23 protein-coding genes and 1 tRNA gene are annotated in these 16,624 nt (G+C 57.5%); 17 read left to right on the forward strand and 7 right to left on the reverse strand.

Features of this window, described 5'->3' with window-relative positions; translation table 11 throughout:
* Positions 1-216 precede the first annotated feature (216 nt).
* On the forward strand, positions 217-909 hold the full coding sequence (locus tag ACI3K0_RS00805; RefSeq protein ID WP_148144829.1) for a DUF599 domain-containing protein: 693 nt from the start codon (positions 217-219) through the stop codon (positions 907-909).
* Between the two features lie 14 nt (positions 910-923).
* Positions 924-1,922 carry a DUF1624 domain-containing protein gene (locus ACI3K0_RS00810; RefSeq protein ID WP_343062254.1) on the forward strand — a complete coding sequence of 333 codons (999 nt, stop codon included), beginning with the start codon at positions 924-926 and terminating at the stop codon, positions 1,920-1,922.
* Positions 1,923-1,934: 12 nt separating this feature from the next.
* Here ACI3K0_RS00810 and ACI3K0_RS00815 read toward each other — a convergent pair whose 3' ends face one another.
* Both ACI3K0_RS00815 and mgtE read right to left on the reverse strand, forming a co-directional pair.
* Complete coding sequence (locus tag ACI3K0_RS00815; protein ID WP_148144831.1) at positions 1,935-2,321, reverse strand: MerR family DNA-binding transcriptional regulator; 387 nt, start codon at positions 2,319-2,321, stop codon at positions 1,935-1,937.
* A 60-nt stretch (positions 2,322-2,381) separates the two neighbouring features.
* On the reverse strand, positions 2,382-3,797 hold the full coding sequence (mgtE, locus tag ACI3K0_RS00820) for a magnesium transporter (RefSeq protein ID WP_148144832.1): 1,416 nt from the start codon (positions 3,795-3,797) through the stop codon (positions 2,382-2,384).
* 177 nt (positions 3,798-3,974) lie between these two features.
* On the opposite strand from mgtE, the gene ACI3K0_RS00825 reads away from it, so the two are divergent.
* The 3 genes from ACI3K0_RS00825 to ACI3K0_RS00835 all read left to right on the forward strand — a co-directional run bounded on the left by ACI3K0_RS00825 (position 3,975) and on the right by ACI3K0_RS00835 (position 5,332).
* Positions 3,975-4,466: a peptide deformylase gene (locus ACI3K0_RS00825; RefSeq protein ID WP_404944797.1), complete on the forward strand. Its 492-nt coding sequence runs from the start codon at positions 3,975-3,977 to the stop codon at positions 4,464-4,466.
* Positions 4,467-4,532: 66 nt separating this feature from the next.
* A complete protein-coding gene (locus ACI3K0_RS00830; RefSeq protein WP_183821581.1) occupies positions 4,533-4,784 on the forward strand; it encodes a BON domain-containing protein in 252 nt (83 codons plus the stop codon).
* A gap of 50 nt (positions 4,785-4,834) precedes the next feature.
* The gene (locus tag ACI3K0_RS00835) at positions 4,835-5,332 is read left to right on the forward strand and encodes a BON domain-containing protein (RefSeq protein WP_183821580.1); all 498 of its coding nucleotides are present in this window, start codon (positions 4,835-4,837) and stop codon (positions 5,330-5,332) included.
* Positions 5,333-5,337: 5 nt separating this feature from the next.
* On the opposite strand, the gene ACI3K0_RS00840 is transcribed toward ACI3K0_RS00835, so the two are convergent.
* Both ACI3K0_RS00840 and lipB read right to left on the reverse strand, forming a co-directional pair.
* On the reverse strand, positions 5,338-5,760 hold the full coding sequence (locus ACI3K0_RS00840) for an OsmC family protein (protein WP_183821579.1): 423 nt from the start codon (positions 5,758-5,760) through the stop codon (positions 5,338-5,340).
* Between the two features lie 7 nt (positions 5,761-5,767).
* Positions 5,768-6,490, reverse strand: a complete 723-nt coding sequence (lipB, locus tag ACI3K0_RS00845; RefSeq protein WP_183821578.1) for a lipoyl(octanoyl) transferase LipB — start codon at positions 6,488-6,490, stop codon at positions 5,768-5,770.
* 196 nt (positions 6,491-6,686) lie between these two features.
* On the opposite strand from lipB, the gene ACI3K0_RS00850 reads away from it, so the two are divergent.
* Positions 6,687-6,771 (forward strand) — tRNA-Leu (locus ACI3K0_RS00850).
* Between the two features lie 126 nt (positions 6,772-6,897).
* On the opposite strand, the gene ACI3K0_RS00855 is transcribed toward ACI3K0_RS00850, so the two are convergent.
* Positions 6,898-7,197 carry a hypothetical protein gene (locus tag ACI3K0_RS00855; RefSeq protein WP_148144838.1) on the reverse strand — a complete coding sequence of 100 codons (300 nt, stop codon included), beginning with the start codon at positions 7,195-7,197 and terminating at the stop codon, positions 6,898-6,900.
* Between the two features lie 249 nt (positions 7,198-7,446).
* Here ACI3K0_RS00855 and ACI3K0_RS00860 point away from each other — a divergent pair, with 249 nt between their 5' ends.
* The 11 genes from ACI3K0_RS00860 (at position 7,447) to fghA (ending at position 15,539) form a co-directional block, all read left to right on the forward strand.
* Complete coding sequence (locus tag ACI3K0_RS00860) at positions 7,447-8,517, forward strand: hypothetical protein (RefSeq protein ID WP_183821577.1); 1,071 nt, start codon at positions 7,447-7,449, stop codon at positions 8,515-8,517.
* A gap of 124 nt (positions 8,518-8,641) precedes the next feature.
* The gene (locus ACI3K0_RS00865) at positions 8,642-9,574 is read left to right on the forward strand and encodes a DMT family transporter (RefSeq protein WP_183821576.1); all 933 of its coding nucleotides are present in this window, start codon (positions 8,642-8,644) and stop codon (positions 9,572-9,574) included.
* A gap of 85 nt (positions 9,575-9,659) precedes the next feature.
* Positions 9,660-10,370: a hypothetical protein gene (locus ACI3K0_RS00870; RefSeq protein ID WP_183821575.1), complete on the forward strand. Its 711-nt coding sequence runs from the start codon at positions 9,660-9,662 to the stop codon at positions 10,368-10,370.
* Between the two features lie 57 nt (positions 10,371-10,427).
* Positions 10,428-11,045 carry a GNAT family N-acetyltransferase gene (locus ACI3K0_RS00875; RefSeq protein WP_183821574.1) on the forward strand — a complete coding sequence of 206 codons (618 nt, stop codon included), beginning with the start codon at positions 10,428-10,430 and terminating at the stop codon, positions 11,043-11,045.
* Positions 11,046-11,188: 143 nt separating this feature from the next.
* On the forward strand, positions 11,189-12,316 hold the full coding sequence (locus tag ACI3K0_RS00880; RefSeq protein WP_148144843.1) for an S-(hydroxymethyl)glutathione dehydrogenase/class III alcohol dehydrogenase: 1,128 nt from the start codon (positions 11,189-11,191) through the stop codon (positions 12,314-12,316).
* Positions 12,316-12,774 (forward strand): GNAT family N-acetyltransferase, encoded by a 459-nt coding sequence (locus ACI3K0_RS00885; protein WP_183822404.1) that lies wholly within the window; start codon positions 12,316-12,318, stop codon positions 12,772-12,774. Before ACI3K0_RS00880 ends, ACI3K0_RS00885 begins: the two co-directional genes overlap by 1 nt.
* 21 nt (positions 12,775-12,795) lie before the next feature.
* Positions 12,796-13,131 carry a hypothetical protein gene (locus ACI3K0_RS00890; protein ID WP_206825835.1) on the forward strand — a complete coding sequence of 112 codons (336 nt, stop codon included), beginning with the start codon at positions 12,796-12,798 and terminating at the stop codon, positions 13,129-13,131.
* 160 nt (positions 13,132-13,291) lie between these two features.
* Entirely contained in the window at positions 13,292-13,480 is a 189-nt protein-coding gene (locus ACI3K0_RS00895; protein WP_183821573.1) for a DUF1508 domain-containing protein, read from the forward strand.
* Positions 13,481-13,530: 50 nt separating this feature from the next.
* The gene (locus ACI3K0_RS00900) at positions 13,531-13,977 is read left to right on the forward strand and encodes a YaiI/YqxD family protein (RefSeq protein WP_183821572.1); all 447 of its coding nucleotides are present in this window, start codon (positions 13,531-13,533) and stop codon (positions 13,975-13,977) included.
* Positions 13,978-13,997: 20 nt separating this feature from the next.
* On the forward strand, positions 13,998-14,669 hold the full coding sequence (locus ACI3K0_RS00905; RefSeq protein ID WP_183821571.1) for a DUF1345 domain-containing protein: 672 nt from the start codon (positions 13,998-14,000) through the stop codon (positions 14,667-14,669).
* A gap of 36 nt (positions 14,670-14,705) precedes the next feature.
* Entirely contained in the window at positions 14,706-15,539 is an 834-nt protein-coding gene (gene fghA / locus ACI3K0_RS00910) for an S-formylglutathione hydrolase (protein ID WP_183821570.1), read from the forward strand.
* 63 nt (positions 15,540-15,602) lie between these two features.
* Here fghA and ACI3K0_RS00915 read toward each other — a convergent pair whose 3' ends face one another.
* Both ACI3K0_RS00915 and ACI3K0_RS00920 read right to left on the reverse strand, forming a co-directional pair.
* Positions 15,603-15,995, reverse strand: a complete 393-nt coding sequence (locus ACI3K0_RS00915; protein ID WP_183821569.1) for a DoxX family protein — start codon at positions 15,993-15,995, stop codon at positions 15,603-15,605.
* A 114-nt stretch (positions 15,996-16,109) separates the two neighbouring features.
* Entirely contained in the window at positions 16,110-16,610 is a 501-nt protein-coding gene (locus tag ACI3K0_RS00920) for a hypothetical protein (RefSeq protein ID WP_183821568.1), read from the reverse strand.
* Between the last annotated feature and the right edge of the window lie 14 nt (positions 16,611-16,624).

Genomic DNA, 16,624 nt, shown 5'->3' on the forward strand with positions numbered 1-16,624 from the left:
TCGGTCTCAGCCTATGTCATATGAGTGTGCCGTCATGTTGGCGATCCGACACACTATTGGACATCAACGACATGAGGCGCAGATCACATATGCTGTCTTGTCCTCAGATGCGCAAGTCCACATAAACTCTTGGCAGCGATTGATCGCTCCCCTTGCCGCGACGGATGAAACAACGCAAAAGTCGGATGATACGATTTCGGCTTCCGGCAGTTTTCCATGATTCTGGCAGATTACATTGCGCTCGCCCTCTTCGCCTTTCTGTGGGCGGCTTACTCCTGGTTTTCAGCGGGTTCGGGAGGAAAATATCTTCCACGGCAGAGCCTCAACCAGGCCATGGTCGAGCGAAGGCATCGCTGGATATACAATTCCCTGAAGCGTGAATTGCGGATGATCGATACGCAGATCTTCGCCGGATTGCAGAACGGAACTGCATTTTTCGCCACCTCGTCGATCTTCGCGTTGGGCAGCTGTTTCGCCCTTCTCGGCTCGACCGAGAAAGTCAATGCGGTCTTCTCTCACCTGCCCTTTGTCCCCTATGGCGGACAGGCCGTCTTCGAAATGAAGGTTGGCGGACTGGCATTTCTTCTCGGCCACGCCTTCTTCAAGTTCGGCTGGGCCTACCGGCTTTTCAATTACTGCACGATCCTTTTCGGCGGCCTGCCTATGACAAGGGAGGCCGAAGCCGACCCCGAGACGGCGCGCCGGGCCGCCGATCATGTCATCAGAATGAACATGATTGCAGCTAAGCACTTCAATTCCGGCCTCAGGACACTTTTTCTGTCGATCGGCTATCTCGGTTGGTTCGCCGGACCCTATGTGTTCATGGCAACAACGGTGATCATCATCGTGGCATTGGTCCGCCGCCAGTATTTTTCCGAGGCGCGGCTCGCCATCATGGAAGACGACTGAGGGATTTGAGAAGAGTGACTGCAGCAGACACCCCACCGCAGCCGACAAGCGAGCGAGCGCCTCGTATCCTGCTGATCGATACGCTTCGCGGCATAGCGCTGATCGCAATGGCGACCTATCACTTCACATGGGACATCGAGTTCTTCGGCTATGTCGATCCCGGCACGGCAACCCAGGGGTTCTTCCGGCTCTATGCCCGCGCGATTGCCAGCTCGTTCCTGTTTCTCGCCGGTGTGAGCCTGGTTCTGGCGCATGGTCGCGACATACGCTGGCCTTCCTTCTGGAAACGCCTCACCATCGTGGCAGGCGCGGCCATCGCGATCAGCATCGCCACGTTCTTCATCTTCCCGCAGGAATGGATCTTTTTCGGCATATTGCACAATATCGCCCTGTCGAGCCTGATCGGCCTGGCCTTCCTGCAATTGCCACTCGCCATCGCTTTCGCGGTACCGGTCGTGATCGTCGCCGCCATGATTGTCGATGCCGTTGTCATGCCCGGCATGCTGCAGTCATCGCTGTTTGAAACGCGCTGGCTGGCCTGGATCGGCTTTGCCGATTTCCCGCCGCGCTCGAACGATTACGTGCCGCTATTCCCTTGGCTGGCGGCGCTTCTGATGGGCATCGCAGTTACCCGGCTCGCCATTGTCCGCGGCTGGACCGGACGACTGGCAAAACTGCAGTCCACCGATACGATGCTTGCAAAGGCCGGCCGCCACAGCCTGATCGTCTATCTGGTCCACCAGCCGATCCTGCTTGCGCTCGTCTATCTCTTCTCGCTTGTTTCGCCGGCTCCGGCCCCTGATCCGCGGCTCGTCTATATGAACAGCTGCCAGCCTAGCTGCCTGCGAGAGACGGGCGATCCCGCTCTCTGCCAGCGTTTTTGCGGCTGCACAGCCGACAAGTTGATCGCGGAACAGTTGATGACACCGCTGCAGAACGGCACGATTAACGCGCAGGATAACCGGGTTCAGATCATGGCGCAGGAATGCTCGATCGACGCGCAGCAGCCCTGAGGCAATAAAGCCTCAGGTGCCGACGCCGATTTCGGCGAGACGCGTAAGGCAGGCTTCTTCGACATTGTCGAGTTCGGCCAGCGTTTCGTCGATATCCTTGCGCTTCTGGCGCAATTCGTCACGCTTCTCATCGACGCGTTTCATCAACAGCTTGAGCTGGCCCATTTCGCCGGGAGGTTCACGGTAAACCTGGATGATCTCGCGGATTTCGGAGATCGTGAAGCCGATGCGACGTCCACGCAATATCTCCAGAAGCAGGCGACGATCCGCCGCCCGGAACAGACGTGTCCGGCCGCGACGTTCGGGATGAAGCAGGCCTTCGTCCTCGTAGAATCGCAATGTGCGTGTCGATACGCCGAATTCGCGGGTCAGTTCGGTTATGCTGTAATATTTGTCCACGTAACTTCCTTGCTGTGACCCGCGAAAATAATTGACTTTTACGTAACAGTCAAACCGTGCCTATTTCAGCAACCATAGTGTTGCAAGGCCGAGGAAACTCATGAAACCGGTCATATCCGTGATTGCGGTCACGAACACCGCGGACGAAACCGCCGGGTCGGTCCCTGCCTTGTCGAGCAGCAGCGGTATCATCATGCCCGCCATCGCAGCAGCAAACATGTTTATCATCATCGCCGACGCAATCACCATTCCGAGGTGAGGATCGGCGAACCACCAGCCGGCCACAGAACCGACGACGGTGCCGAACAGCATGCCGTTGATCAGACCGACGCCCGCCTCGCGGCGCACGACACGCCAGGCATTATGGATGTCGAGATCGCGGGTGGCGAGCGCCCGAACCGTCACCGTCATTGTCTGAGAGCCGGCGTTGCCGCCCATGCCGGCGACGATCGGCATCAGGATGGCGAGCGCCACGATCTCTTCGATCGTCGCCTCGAACAGCCCGATGACGGATGCCGACAGGAAAGCGGTGACGAGATTGACCATCAGCCACGGCACGCGTGAGCGCGAGGTATCCTTCACCGAGTCGGACAGTTCTTCGTCGCCGACACCGGAAAGGCGGCGAATATCCTCTTCCGCCTCTTCCTGGATCACATCGACCACGTCATCGATGGTCAGCACACCGACGAGGCGGCCATTGTCATCGACAACGGCGGCAGACAGAAGGTCGTACTGCTCGAAGATCTGGGCCGCCTCTTCCTGGTCCATGTCGGCCGGGATCGGGTGGTTGGTTTCCCGCATGATCGTTTCGATCCGGATCTGCCGATTGCAGCGCAGGATACGGTCGAGATCGATGATACCGAGCAGCCGGAACGTCGGATCGATGACGAAGATCTGCGAAAAGCTGTCCGGCAGATTTTCCTCGTCGCGCAGATAGTCGATCGTCTGGCCGACGGTCCAGAACGGCGGCACGGCGACGAATTCGGTCTGCATGCGCCGGCCGGCGGAGCTTTCGGGATAATCCAGCGCACGCCGCAACCGCACCCGCTCGGTAAAAGGCAACTGCGCGAGAATTTCTTCGCGGTCCTGATGGTCGAGGTCTTCGAGAATATAGACGGCATCGTCCGAATCGAGATCGCCGATCGCAGCCGCGATCTGCTCGTTCGGCATCTGGTCGACGATCTCCATACGGATGGCTTCGTCAACTTCGGTAAGAGCCGTAAGGTCGAAATCCTTGCCGAGCAGTTTGACCAGCGCCAGGCGCTGGTCCGGCAGGATCGATTCGAGCAGGTCACCGAGTTCGGATTCATGCAGCTTCGCGACATTCTGGCGAAGGAAAAGCACATCGCGGTCAGCAATAGCTGCGCCGACGCGCGCCAGAAAGTCCGAGCGGATAGAACCGTCTTCGGAATAGATATCATGCTCCTCGCTGCCGGCTTTCCGGCTGATGAGCGTGTCGTTCTGGATATCACTCATCAACCGCCCTCGCCGTGCACGATTGCCACTGCCGGTACAGCGACGGAAAACATATAGTCAACAATCAGATAGCATGAAAGACTGAAGCAATTTTATCGACAGCCGCGAAACGGCTTTTTATCTGCATTTCATCATGGAGTGGCAGATCTGCCGCCATGTCACAACAAGAGAAACGACATGACCGTCCGCACCATTCTGAGCTATCCCGATCCGGGCCTTTCCATGATCTGCGAGCCGGTTTCAAGCTTCGACGAGACCCTGTCGAACCTCGCACAGGATTTGCTGGAGACGATGCGCGACGCCCCCGGCGTCGGCATCACGGCCGCGCATATCGGCGTATTCCAGCGCCTTTTCGTGCTGGAACTCTCTGCAAGCCAGGGACCGCTTTATTACGTCAACCCGGAGATCCTGTGGGCGAGCGACGAGACAATCAGGCATATGGAAGGCAGCGTTTCCATGCCGGGAGCGACCGATGAGGTGGAGCGCCCGCGCCACGTCAGGTTTCGTTACCAGGATCTGTCCGGCAATCCCCATGAAGAAGAGGCGAAGGATTTTCATGCGGTCTGCATCCAGCACGAGATCGATCAGCTTGATGGCATTTTCTGGCTGAAGCGGCTGTCGCGACTGAAGCGCGAGCGGCTGGTGAAAAAGTTGCAGAAGGAAAAATAGAATTTTCCCGCGAACCCGGCGAGGCTTCGCGCGTTACCCGCTCATGGTTGAACGAGGAGAAAGACCATGACGGAAACATCCAAGATCGAAGACAGCAAGATCGGTAGTGATGTTGCGGCACGCATTGCCTCATTGCCGGATATCGACACATCCGCGGTCGAACCTCATGTGAAGGGCACGACCGTCGTGCTGGAAGGCGCTGTCGACACAATCATGACGGCGCGCAAGGTGATTCTCGCGGCCGAAACGGTCGATGGCGTCCACGACGTGGAGAATCATTTGACCCTGACCGGCAACAGGGCAGGTCTACCGAACTAGAAACGAGCTCCGCGGTGCGCCGCAGGAACGAGACAGGGCACGGAGGCACCATGTCACCGAAAAAAGACATAAACGACATTTCCCGCGAAGAGGATTTTCGCGATTTCGACGACCGAAACCTGGATGACGGGTGGCCCTATGCCGACAAGCCCGGCCAGGCTGCCGGTCCAGTCGACAATGCCGCCTATGGCAGCACAAGTCCCGACGTGGAGACAGGCCGCAATCCCGGCTTTCTGATCGACGAGGCGGGTTTCGACGGGCTTGAAGAACCTCAGCGTGACAGCCTGCGGCCCGGCACGACAGGCCTTGAGAACTGGGATGACCTTGAGGAACGTGTCACCGACGCCATCGATGCGCTGGGGATCGTCGAAATGGACCTGATCGACATCCACGTGGATCGGAACAACGTTACGATAGAAGGTCAGGTCGATGATGCTGCGACTTCACATGGCATCATTGGCGCGACCCGGAATGTCGCTGGTGTAGGCAGGATCATCAACCACCTGCGTCTCGCCGGCGTCGACAGCCGCATTCCAGATGAGGACTGAACCAGTCAGCCGACCGAAAGCGAAATTTCCGGGCGCGTCTTCAGCGTATTGCTGACCGTGCATATTTCTTCGGCCATATGAACGATCTGGTGGCGCTCTTCTTGGGTGAAATCGCCATCGATCGTGATCGCAACGATGAAGCGCTCGATCCGATAAGGTTCTTCGGCTGACTTTTCACCCGTCACATCAGCCGAAGCTCCGTCAAACCGGTCGAGGACGGAGAGTTTGCTGGCCGCGATCCGTGCGCTCAGAACCAGGCAGGCGGAAAGCGACGCAAACATCAGATCGAGCGGATTGAACCCCTCTTCGGATGCGCCGGTCACGACACCGATCTCGCCGCCGGTTCGGCTCGTCACCTGCGGGTGACCATTTCGCTGAACCCTTGCCACAGCCCCGATCGGGCGCTTCTTGATTTTCAGATCGACCATTGTCTGCTTATGCCTTTTCGATGACCGTCGGCCCAAAAATCTCTTCGAAGGCCTCGCGGAGCCGAATATCCACATCCTCCATCAGCACAAGCATGCCGAGATCGACAAGGCTCGTCACGCCGTAGGATGTCACGCCACAGGGCACGATGCCGGAAAAATGCGAAAGATCCGGATCGACATTCAATGAAAGGCCGTGAAAACTCACCCAACGGCGCAGGCGAATGCCGAAAGCTGCGATCTTGTCTTCCGCCATGCTTCCATCCGGCAGGCGAGGCTTTTCAGGCCGCTGAACCCAGACGCCGACTCGGTCTTCGCGTCGTTCCCCGCGAACATTCATCAACTCTAGGGTCTGGATGACCAGCTGCTCAAGTGCCGCGACATAGGCGCGTACATCCTGACGGCGGCGCTTGAGGTCGAGCATCACATAGGCCACCCGCTGGCCGGGACCATGATAGGTATATTCCCCACCGCGACCGGTATCATAAACCGGGAATCGGTTCGGCTCGATCAGATCGGCGGAGTTGGCGCTGGTGCCTGCCGTATAAAGCGGCGGGTGCTCAAGCAGCCAGACGAGTTCGTCCGCCTTGCCGTCGGCAATTGCGGCGACTTCGCGCTCCATCGTCTGAAGCGCTTCTTCATAGGGCACGGGACAGTCCGAGATGCGCCAGCGCACCGGCGGACAGTGCGCGGCAGGGAACATCTGGTGGTCGAGATCGGTACGTGTCTGCATGACAAGCCTTCTGACAAGAAGATTGTAAATTTGCAATGCGCCTCTGAGGCCCGCAAAACAAGGGGTTCATATCAACCGCAAAAGGCGGCGGCTGTGGACATTGTTTTTTCTTTCAAAAAACTGTCACGGCACACTTGTGCAGCCGGAATCCATTTGCTAGATGCTGCCTCGCCGAAGCAATTCGGCCTACCACGATGCGGTCGTGGCGGAATTGGTAGACGCGCAGCGTTGAGGTCGCTGTGGGGCAACCCGTGGAAGTTCGAGTCTTCTCGACCGCACCAAATCAACCCGGCTTCGGCCGGGTTTTTTGTTTTCTGGCAATGAGTTACCTGATGCGGCGTCCCGCAAGCGGAATCATTGCGGGACACCCGACCGGCTCGCCTATTTGCGACAGAGACGACGCGAAATCAGGCGTTGCGAGAGCCTTCGACAGCCAGTGACTGGATCACCAGACGGCAGTTCTCATTGCCCTGCGGAAGCAGTGTCATAGGGTCGACAAGGCCGGCGCTGACGCCAATCGCATTGGCCGCAGCCCAGCCCCAGTTTTCCTGCGCATAGCGCAACAGTTCCGGTGCCTCGACGGAAATGCAGGCCTTGCCCGCCTCCACGAGTTCCTGCGAAGGCACGCCCTGCAGGCGTTGCGACAACTCAGCCTGAAGCGGTGTGACGACAAAGATGGCGAATAGATAGCTGATGAATTCCGACAACGAAGATCTCCTGATTTCGACAGGGAGATAGGTATGCTGGCGATGTTGGCCAAGTCCATAAAACCAATATGCCGGCGCAGTAAGCACGCTGCCCGCGACGGCGACGGCGACAGCGACAGCGACAGCGACAGACGCGAAAAGCCTACATCTCTCACCAGCGCATCTCTGCACAACCAAAAATTTACAGACTCGTGAACAAATCGCGGGCGGTTCAAGGATTAGACTGCAACTCATATTGGAAGAGCGATTATGCCATCGGCACGGAAATGCATATTTTGCGGTAAGCTGTTTACTGGCCAGGAAACCAATTTCGAACACGTCATCCCACAATGGCTTGTAGATGAAGCAGATCTACAAAACCGCACAGCACCCGTATCCATGGGCGGCCGAACGTTTGATGCTCCTTTGAAGAAAATCGGGAGCAAGGTCTGCAAGAAGTGCAACGAGGAGCGCTCCAAACTGGAGTCAATGGCGAAGGCCGTTTATGTAAAAATTCGTGACGACGTTGCTCTGACCCAGCAAGACGGAATCACCCTGCTGGACTGGCTGGACAAGGTCCGCGTGGGCATGTGGCTTTGGGCAAACGGCGCCTCTCCTGCAAACCGCAGGCTGACCCCTAAATTCCATATCAATGATCGCATGGCCTATGCGGACCGGATCGCGCTGATAGCAAAATTTCCCGCGGACAAGGTAGGCAAAGGAATTCTCTTCTACGGATTCGACAAATCGTTCATGTGGGGACCGAGCGTCATGGGGATGCTGACAAACAACATCGCCTTCTTCAGTCTTTCGTCAGAATTCTTGCTCCTGCGGCATCTTCGAAACGTCACCATAAGACGAACTCTGCTGGACAATGACCATCAGCAAGTCTCTCTCGATCTGACATCAATTCCGCAAGAAAAACTTCACCTCCCCGGGAGTTCATTCGCGATCGGTCAGTGCGTAATGGACCAGAACCTTTTCGATGAAATGTCGGTTCCACTGAGCACGATCGGTACCAAAAACAGGCGGGGTCACAGCAAGGTACTGAGGTTGAACCAGTCCCTTGCCGAGACTAGCGACGTATTGGGTATCGTCCCTACTACCGAGCGCAATTCGCACGCGACGCTGACCCTGCTCGAACTCAGTGCAGCCAAAGTTAGCGAACTTCTTATGCGGGACTATCTCAAGATGGATTTTTCAAAGGTGTTGAACCCCAGACATCGCCATACAGCGCTGGGTAATGCCCGTGTTTTCCATTTTGCTAAGACTCAGGAAATTCGTGAGTTGACCATGAAGTACCAGTCACTAACGGGCATCCGTTTGCTAAAACAGGTTTGAATCATATTAACTGCCTTGTCAGCGGCTCCCATCGTCAAGGTGGCCGCCAACAAGCTTCGGAACGATCGGCACTTGCCACTATTTTCGAACGAATTGTGCGACCGGAATATCTAAGAGTGCTGCCATGTCCGATTCTCATCCGCAAAATCCGATCAAGGGCATGGCCATCATGGCGGCCTGCATGGTCGTCCTGCCGATGATGGATGCGATCGCCAAATACATGGCGACTTTCGAGACCATGTCGCCGGGCCAGGTGACCTTCTACCGGTTCTTTTTCCAGTTTCTGGCGCTGCTGCCGATCGCGTTTTTTGTGCCCGGCGCGATCCGTGGCGGCAAGCGACCCTGGATGAACCTTCTGCGCGGCGCGCTGCATGCCGCAGCCAGCCTGATGTTCTTCATGGCGGTCAAATACATGCCGCTGGCGGACGTTTTCGCCATCTATTTCGTCGAGCCCTTCATGCTGACGATGATGTCGGCGCTGTTTCTCGGCGAGAAGGTCGGCTGGCGAAGGTGGCTCGCCATTGCCATAGGCTTTGGCGGCGCGATGATCGTCATTCAGCCAAGTTACGAGATCTTTGGCTGGACGGCTCTACTGCCCGTCCTCTGCGCCTTTCTCTACACGCTCTACCTTTTTCTCAATCGCGCGATCGGCGATGCCGACTCACCGCTGACCATGCAGTTCGTCGCCGGCGTCGGCGGAACATTGTTCATGACTGTTGGGCTGCTGGCGGGCCATTTCATCTATCCCGTAGAGTTCGAAGCGTCCCTACCCTCATCCGGCCTTGGGCTCGTTCTGCTAATCATCCTCGGCAGCCTGTCCGGTTATGTTCACCTTCTGGTGGTCCGGGCCTTCCGCATGGCGCCGCTGTCGCTTCTGGCACCGTTCCAGTATTTTGAGATCATTTCGGCGACTGTGCTTGGATACCTGCTGTTTGCCGACTTTCCGACGGCGTCGAAATGGCTCGGCATCGCCATCATCGTCGCCTCCGGCCTGTTCATCATCTGGCGCGAGCGTGTCAGGGTGAGACAGATTTCGGCCGAACCGCCGCTTGGCTAGTTTTCGTTAACTGCCCTTATTGTCGGCCTCTCAACTTCTCCAACTTAAGAGCAATATCCAGTTTCATGATGAAACGGAGAAAGAGATGAGCGGCATACGCTTTTCTTTTCCGGCATGTGTCATCGCCGGAAAGGGCCGCATTGACAGGCATGACCTGTTGATTCTGCGAAAATACGCCTTCACGAACGGAATCCGTGGTTACGACGACGCGCTCCTGCTTCTCGCCTTGAACGACATGTGTCCGGTTCATTGCGAGGAATGGCCGAGCTATTTCGTCGAACAACTGGCGGCATTCATCGTCGACACAGCACCACCTCGCGGACGCCTGGACGCCGCGAAAGCCGCATGGCTGATCCGTGCATTGGCGCTTGAGGGCCGGATCGATCATCCGTTGCAGCTCGAAACGCTTCTTCACGCGATCGAACGTGCAGAAAGCTGTCCGGATATCCTGTCGGCCTTCGCGCTCGACCAGTTGCGACACAAGCTTCTGGCTCCCCCGGAGTTATCCTATGGCGTACCGGCACCTCGTCATGCGGGGATCACTGCCGATGACATGGCCTATGTCTGGCGGCTCTTGCGGTGCCGGGTCGATGGCGGTCGCCTCTTCATTTCGGCGCTGGAAGCATCCAGCCTCGCGATGATCGACGACGTCATAAGGCATCGGGACAACCATCCCGGCTGGCAGGAAGTGATGAACTATGTGGCAGGCGAAGAGCGCCATATAGAGAGCCTTCGCTCCCATCCCTGGCTTCTGACCGATGACGACATCGCGACCTGGAACGAACGCGTGGCTTGAAGCTGATTTTTCCTTGGCAACGGTTGACATGCGCCAGGCAAAACAGTCCAAGGGCGCATGCAAACGTCGAACCCTACGCTCCCCTTCGGCTACTCTCCCGTCCCTGCGGGAAAGCTTGCCAACATGGTCACCTGCCTCGAAATGTTCGAGCGCCCGGCCGCCCGGCCTTTGCCGCCGGAAACCGGTCTGCGGGTCGAACGTTGGGCAGAACCTTCGGTCAGTGACTATCGCGACCTGTATCGTCGTGTCGGCGAGGATTGGCTGTGGGTATCGCGTATCGTCATGCCGGATGCGGAACTGCAAGCGATCATCACCGATCCGCTGATCGAGATCCATGTCCTGACCGACGGAAAACGTCGACTGGGACTTCTGGAGCTCGATTTCCGCGAAGAGGGCGAATGCGAGATCGCCTTCTTCGGCGTCGTGCCGGAAGCGATAGGCAACGGCGCAGGCCGCATCATGATGAATGCCGCGATCGACAACGCATGGTCGCGGCCAATCAGCCGTTTCTGGGTCCATACCTGCAATTTCGATCATCCGGCGGCGCTGGCCTTCTATCAGCGCTCCGGCTTCACGCCTTATGCCTTCATGGTCGAAATCTGCGACGATCCACGGCTCGATGGCCGCATGTCGCGCGATCTTGCCCCTCACGTTCCGATCATCGAACCTCGCTGATCAAAGCGTGATCGACACCTGTTGTTTTTGCGGCAAGCCACGTCCGGTTCCGGCTTGAGCCGGATCGCTTCAGCGTGCAAAAGTCCGCGCAGATTCTAATTCAGTAACAAGACTTTTAAATTTCAAACCAAGGGAGTGACACGATGGATGTCCGCGCCGCTGTAGCCGTTCAGGCAGGTAAACCGCTGGAAGTGATGACGGTTCAGCTCGACGGCCCGAAGGCCGGCGAAGTGCTGGTCGAGATCAAGGCCACCGGGATCTGCCACACCGACGATTTCACCCTCTCGGGCGCAGACCCGGAAGGCCTGTTTCCCGCTATTCTCGGCCATGAAGGCGCCGGTATCGTCGTCGATGTCGGCCCCGGCGTCACCTCGCTGAAGAAGGGCGATCACGTCATTCCGCTCTACACGCCGGAATGCCGCGAGTGCTATTCCTGCACCAGCCGCAAGACCAACCTCTGCACCTCGATCCGCTCGACCCAGGGCCAGGGCGTGATGCCGGACGGCACCTCGCGCTTCTCGATCGGCAAGGACAAGATCCACCACTATATGGGCTGCTCGACCTTCGCGAACTTCACCGTTCTGCCGGAGATCGCGCTTGCCAAGATCAATCCCGACGCGCCCTTCGACAAGGTCTGCTATATCGGCTGCGGCGTGACCACCGGTATCGGCGCCGTCATCAACACCGCCAAGGTCGAGATCGGTTCCACCGCGATCGTCTTCGGCCTCGGCGGCATCGGCCTCAACGTGCTGCAGGGCCTGCGTCTTGCCGGTGCCGACATGATCATCGGCGTCGACATCAACCCGGACCGCAAGGAATGGGGCGAAAAATTCGGCATGACCCACTTCGTCAACCCGAAGGAAGTCGGCGAGGATATCGTTCCTTATCTGGTCAACATGACCAAGCGTCATGGTGACCTGATCGGCGGTGCCGACTACACGTTCGACTGCACCGGCAACACCAAGGTCATGCGCCAGGCGCTGGAATCGTCGCATCGCGGCTGGGGCAAGTCGGTCATCATCGGCGTTGCCGGTGCCGGCCAGGAAATCTCCACCCGTCCGTTCCAGCTGGTCACCGGCCGCAACTGGATGGGCACGGCCTTCGGCGGCGCCCGCGGTCGCACCGACGTGCCGAAGATCGTCGACTGGTACATGGAAGGCAAGATCCAGATCGACCCGATGATCACCCATACCATGCCGCTTGAAGACATCAACAAGGGCTTCGACCTGATGCACAAGGGTGAATCGATCCGTGGCGTGGTGGTCTATTGATCGCCTTGTCCAAATATACGGTTGATGTGCGGAGGCTCGACGAGTTCTCCGCACTCGATCTCTACGCCATGCTGAAAATGCGCGTCGACGTCTTCGTCGTCGAGCAGACATGCCCCTATCCCGAGCTTGACGGCAACGATCCCGACTGCCTGCACCTGCGGCTGATCGATGGCGAAGACCTGCTCGCCTGCGCCCGTCTGTGGCGACCGACAACAGATCACCTGCCCCGTATCGGCCGCGTGGCCGTATCGCCGAACCACCGCGGAAAAGGTCTCGGTGACGCGCTGATGCGCGAGGCGATCATCGAATGCGAAAAGGCCTATCCCGGCGAGGCGATCGAGATTTCCGCCCAGGCGCATCTGCAGAAATTCTACGCTTCGTTCGGCTTTGAACGGACATCCGAGGAATATCTGGAAGACGGCATTCCGCATGTGGATATGATACGGCCATTGCGATAGTTTGGCCCTTTCAAAAGTTGATTGGGTATCGCTTTGGAAGCTGAGAAGAATTGGAAGCTCAAGCTAAGATACGGGAAACTGCAAACGCCTTTCCAGCATTTCACGATGATGGCGGAAGGCGAAATAGTCGAGACTAATGCGGACTTCGATATCCAAGTTGGTACGCCAGCATTTTTCAGAATGAATGTATGGGCGCTGGACGCAGAGCAAGCGGTCGACATGATCATCACAATCGGTCGACATATCGGATTCGAGACGACAGGTCGGGTATACACATATTCGACGGAGGCCAAAGAGCCCCCGAATGAAAATCCAAGAGCGTATGACTTGAATTTCACGCCGTTTGAAAAGGACTAGGTCAAAGCTCTGAGACTAGCTCGCAATCCTATGACGCAGAACTACTGTCGATATTGCCAGGATTGATTACGTCCATATACCTCATAGTCGATCTGCAGTGCTTGCTTTTCCTTTGCCCCGATCTATCATCCATGACGGGAAGAAGAGAGAGGAAGCAACCATGTACAAATTCGAAGTCTACAAGGATAAGGCAGGCGAGTTTCGTTTCCGTTTCAAGGCCTCCAACGGCCAGAGCATGTTTTCCTCAGAAGGTTATGCAGCCAAGGCCTCTGCCATAGCCGCAATCGAATCCATCAAGAAAAACGCGCCCGGCGCAACCGTCGACGACCAGACGACAGCGGTGGCGTGATCTGCTAAGTCGCTTCTTTGTTGAATCTGTCTACGAGGAAGCGAATAGCCTTGATCTATGTCGATGCCGATGCCTGCCCGGTGAAGCCGGAAATTCTGAAGGTCGCAGAGCGCCACGGCCTTGAGGTGACGTTTGTCGCCAATTCCGGCCTGCGCCCGTCCCGTGATCCGATGGTCAAGAACGTCATCGTTTCGGGAGCCTTCGATGCCGCCGATGACTGGATCGCCGAACGCGCCACGACTGGCGACATCGTGGTGACCGCAGACGTGCCGCTTGCGGGGCGGTGCGTTGCCGCAGGTGCATTGGTGACCGGCCCGACCGGACGCCTGTTCGACAAGAGCAATATCGGCATGGCGACCGCGATGCGCGACCTCGGCGCTCATCTGCGCGAGACGGGTGAAAGCAAAGGATACAATGCCGCCTTCTCGCCGCGGGATCGCTCGGCATTTCTGGAAACCCTCGACAGGCTCTGCCGCAGGGCAAAATCGGCCGGCTGAACGATACGGGTGAATTGGGGATGGCAAGAAGCGAGGGCGGCAAAGTCAAACGGCATTGGCGCCACCGCCGCCATGGCCCCTTCTTTGCGGCGGCAATTACTGCAATCATTGCCCTGCCCGTCCTGATCTTGCTGCTGCCTGAACTCGCGGCAGCCCTGACCGCGATCGTCTTCTTCGTGGTCTATCTGACCCTGATCGGCTTGCGAATCCGCCATCTCGATGCAGACCGGCTGCAGGCAAGCGGCCAGAATACCGATGAACCCGCGCCGATCATCCTTGCCGTTACCCTGCTCGCAGCCGTCGTGGCACTCGTCACGCTCTTCGAAGCCTTGAACCAGAAACAACCGTTGGGACTGGTGGACGTGGCAGTCGGCTTTGCAGCGGTCATTCTTGGATGGTTCTCCATCCATACGATGTTCTCGCTGCACTACGCTCATCTCTACTGGCGACCGGGTGACAAGCAAGACGGAAAATCGGTCGGCGGACTGGATTTCCCTCAGACGGATCGTCCGGGTGCCTGGGATTTCCTTTATTTCGGTTACGTCATCGGCATGACTGCACAGACCTCCGATGTGGCGATCACGGCGACCGACATGCGCAAAATCAACCTGCTTCATGCCGTCGTATCTTTCTTTTTCAACACGATACTGGTAGCCGCAGCAGTCAATGCCGTCGTCTCGCTGGCGACCTGAAGACGCCGGCCCCGCAAGCCCGAAAGGACCATTTCCATGAAGATCATTTCGCAAAACACCGCCTTTGGCGGCATGCAGGGCGTTTTCAGCCATGAATCGGATGCTTGCAAATGCGAGATGACCTTTGCGGTCTTCGTGCCGCCGCAGGCCATAGAAGAGCCGCGCCCGGTGCTCTGGTATCTTTCGGGCCTGACCTGCACCCATGCCAATGTCATGGAAAAGGGCGAGTATCGCCGTCTTGCAGCGGAACTCGGCCTGATCATCGTATGCCCGGATGTCAGCCCGCGCGGCAATGACGTGCCCGACGAACTGACCAATTGGCAAATGGGCAAGGGCGCGGGCTTCTATCTCGATGCAACCGAAAAGCCCTGGGCTGAAAACTACCAGATGTACACCTACATCACGCAGGAACTACCGAAACTCATCAGCGAGCAGTTCCGCGTCGACATGGCAAGGCAGGGTATCTTCGGCCATTCGATGGGCGGCCACGGCGCTATGACCATCGCGCTGAAAAGTCCGGATCGCTTCAAGAGCTGCTCAGCCTTCGCGCCAATCGTCGAGCCGTCGACAGCAGACTGGTCGGCACCGGCTTATGAAAAATATCTCGGCGCAGACAAGGCCCAGTGGCGCCAGTATGATGCCTGCGCGCTGGTCGCCGATGGCGCACGCTTCCCCGAATTCCTGATCGACCAGGGCAAGGCGGACGGCTTTCTGGAAAACGGCCTGCGGCCATGGCTGTTCGAGGAAGCAGTGAAGGGCACCGATATCGCCCTGACGCTCAGGATGCACGAGCGTTACGACCATTCCTACTACTTCATCTCGACCTTTATGGACGATCACCTGCGCTGGCATGCCGAGCGGCTTGGCTGATTTCTCCAAGAATTGCGAAGATGAAGGAAGCCGGCAACTTCGCCGGCTTCAATGTTTTCGGGGTCAAATCTTCTTGCGGTTATCGACCGAAAACGCGCCAGCGCCTGCGAAGAACAGGTAGATGAAGATGAACGAGAACAGGATGGCTGCCTCGCCATTGTTCAGCGCAGGCCAGAAGCCTCTGGACGCATGCGCCATGAAATAGGCGACAGCCATCTGTCCGGAAAGAATGAATGCGACCGGACGAGTGAGGAAGCCGACGGTGATGAGGATGCCGCCGATAAATTCCAGGAGTGCCGCAGTCAGCATCAGCGGTGACAGATGATCACCGCCCTGAGCTGCCGGGAAGGAAAAGAGTTTCATGGTCCCGTGCTCAAGGAACAGTAAACCAGTCATGATTCTTAGGGCAGCGAGACCTTGCTCTCTATAGACTGCCAAACGATCGAAAAGCGCCATCGGATATCTCCCCGGATGAATAAAGCGGCACAGCGTTAGTTCACGGCCATTTTTGCCAGAAATCAATTTTCCGACACCATCCTTAGAAGTTGCAAATCCGATTTAAGCAAGCGGTTATGGAGTGCCGCCACTCGCAAGGGATGTAAGCAGTCCGGCACGATGCGGCCGCCCGAGCTGGAATTCCGAGGCGATTCTAGTGGCAATCTTTTCCGCGAGAGGACTGTCGGCTGGCTCCTTGCCGAAGCTCATGACCGATGTCTCGAATTCGCCCTCGGCAACCGGTTCACCCGATCCGACCGAGATGACCTTGACCGTAACTCTTGCGGAATAACGCTGGCCAAAAAGAAAAGGTGATCGACGCGTATCGGACAACCTCACCGTCAGAATGGTCCGCGGCAGCATCATCGAACGCGATGTGGCGCGGATCGCGGAATCAACCAGAATATCGGTGCCAGTGATCAGATCGCGGGGAACATCCGGCTGGGCCGTCACGAAAGCGCCTCGCACGTCATAGAGCATGCGCTCCGCCTGCTCTTCTGCCGCCGGCATGCGAAAGCCGGCCAGCATCAGCACGGCAAGCGGAATAGCGATGATACGGACAGATTTCAGGAACATGCTGGCATCCGGAA

Origin of the sequence: Rhizobium sp. ZW T2_16, from assembly GCF_044987325.1 — a bacterium.
Classification (GTDB): Bacteria; Pseudomonadota; Alphaproteobacteria; order Rhizobiales; family Rhizobiaceae; genus Neorhizobium; species Neorhizobium cellulosilyticum.

What these genes read in the sequence shown, in the direction of transcription:
- ACI3K0_RS00860 (WP_183821577.1), top strand. Translation starts at nt 7,447, where the DNA reads ATGCCATCGGCACGGAAATGCATATTTTGCGGTAAGCTGTTTACTGGC.
- ACI3K0_RS00830 (WP_183821581.1), top strand. Translation starts at nt 4,533, where the DNA reads ATGACGGAAACATCCAAGATCGAAGACAGCAAGATCGGTAGTGATGTT.
- ACI3K0_RS00875 (WP_183821574.1), top strand. Translation starts at nt 10,428, where the DNA reads ATGCAAACGTCGAACCCTACGCTCCCCTTCGGCTACTCTCCCGTCCCT.
- ACI3K0_RS00895 (WP_183821573.1), top strand. Translation starts at nt 13,292, where the DNA reads ATGTACAAATTCGAAGTCTACAAGGATAAGGCAGGCGAGTTTCGTTTC.
- fghA (WP_183821570.1), top strand. Translation starts at nt 14,706, where the DNA reads ATGAAGATCATTTCGCAAAACACCGCCTTTGGCGGCATGCAGGGCGTT.
- ACI3K0_RS00870 (WP_183821575.1), top strand. Translation starts at nt 9,660, where the DNA reads ATGAGCGGCATACGCTTTTCTTTTCCGGCATGTGTCATCGCCGGAAAG.
- ACI3K0_RS00805 (WP_148144829.1), top strand. Translation starts at nt 217, where the DNA reads ATGATTCTGGCAGATTACATTGCGCTCGCCCTCTTCGCCTTTCTGTGG.
- ACI3K0_RS00835 (WP_183821580.1), top strand. Translation starts at nt 4,835, where the DNA reads ATGTCACCGAAAAAAGACATAAACGACATTTCCCGCGAAGAGGATTTT.
- ACI3K0_RS00880 (WP_148144843.1), top strand. Translation starts at nt 11,189, where the DNA reads ATGGATGTCCGCGCCGCTGTAGCCGTTCAGGCAGGTAAACCGCTGGAA.
- ACI3K0_RS00915 (WP_183821569.1), bottom strand. Translation starts at nt 15,995, where the DNA reads ATGGCGCTTTTCGATCGTTTGGCAGTCTATAGAGAGCAAGGTCTCGCT.
- ACI3K0_RS00865 (WP_183821576.1), top strand. Translation starts at nt 8,642, where the DNA reads ATGTCCGATTCTCATCCGCAAAATCCGATCAAGGGCATGGCCATCATG.
- ACI3K0_RS00825 (WP_404944797.1), top strand. Translation starts at nt 3,975, where the DNA reads ATGACCGTCCGCACCATTCTGAGCTATCCCGATCCGGGCCTTTCCATG.
- ACI3K0_RS00840 (WP_183821579.1), bottom strand. Translation starts at nt 5,760, where the DNA reads ATGGTCGATCTGAAAATCAAGAAGCGCCCGATCGGGGCTGTGGCAAGG.
- ACI3K0_RS00920 (WP_183821568.1), bottom strand. Translation starts at nt 16,610, where the DNA reads ATGTTCCTGAAATCTGTCCGTATCATCGCTATTCCGCTTGCCGTGCTG.
- ACI3K0_RS00905 (WP_183821571.1), top strand. Translation starts at nt 13,998, where the DNA reads ATGGCAAGAAGCGAGGGCGGCAAAGTCAAACGGCATTGGCGCCACCGC.
- mgtE (WP_148144832.1), bottom strand. Translation starts at nt 3,797, where the DNA reads ATGAGTGATATCCAGAACGACACGCTCATCAGCCGGAAAGCCGGCAGC.
- lipB (WP_183821578.1), bottom strand. Translation starts at nt 6,490, where the DNA reads ATGCAGACACGTACCGATCTCGACCACCAGATGTTCCCTGCCGCGCAC.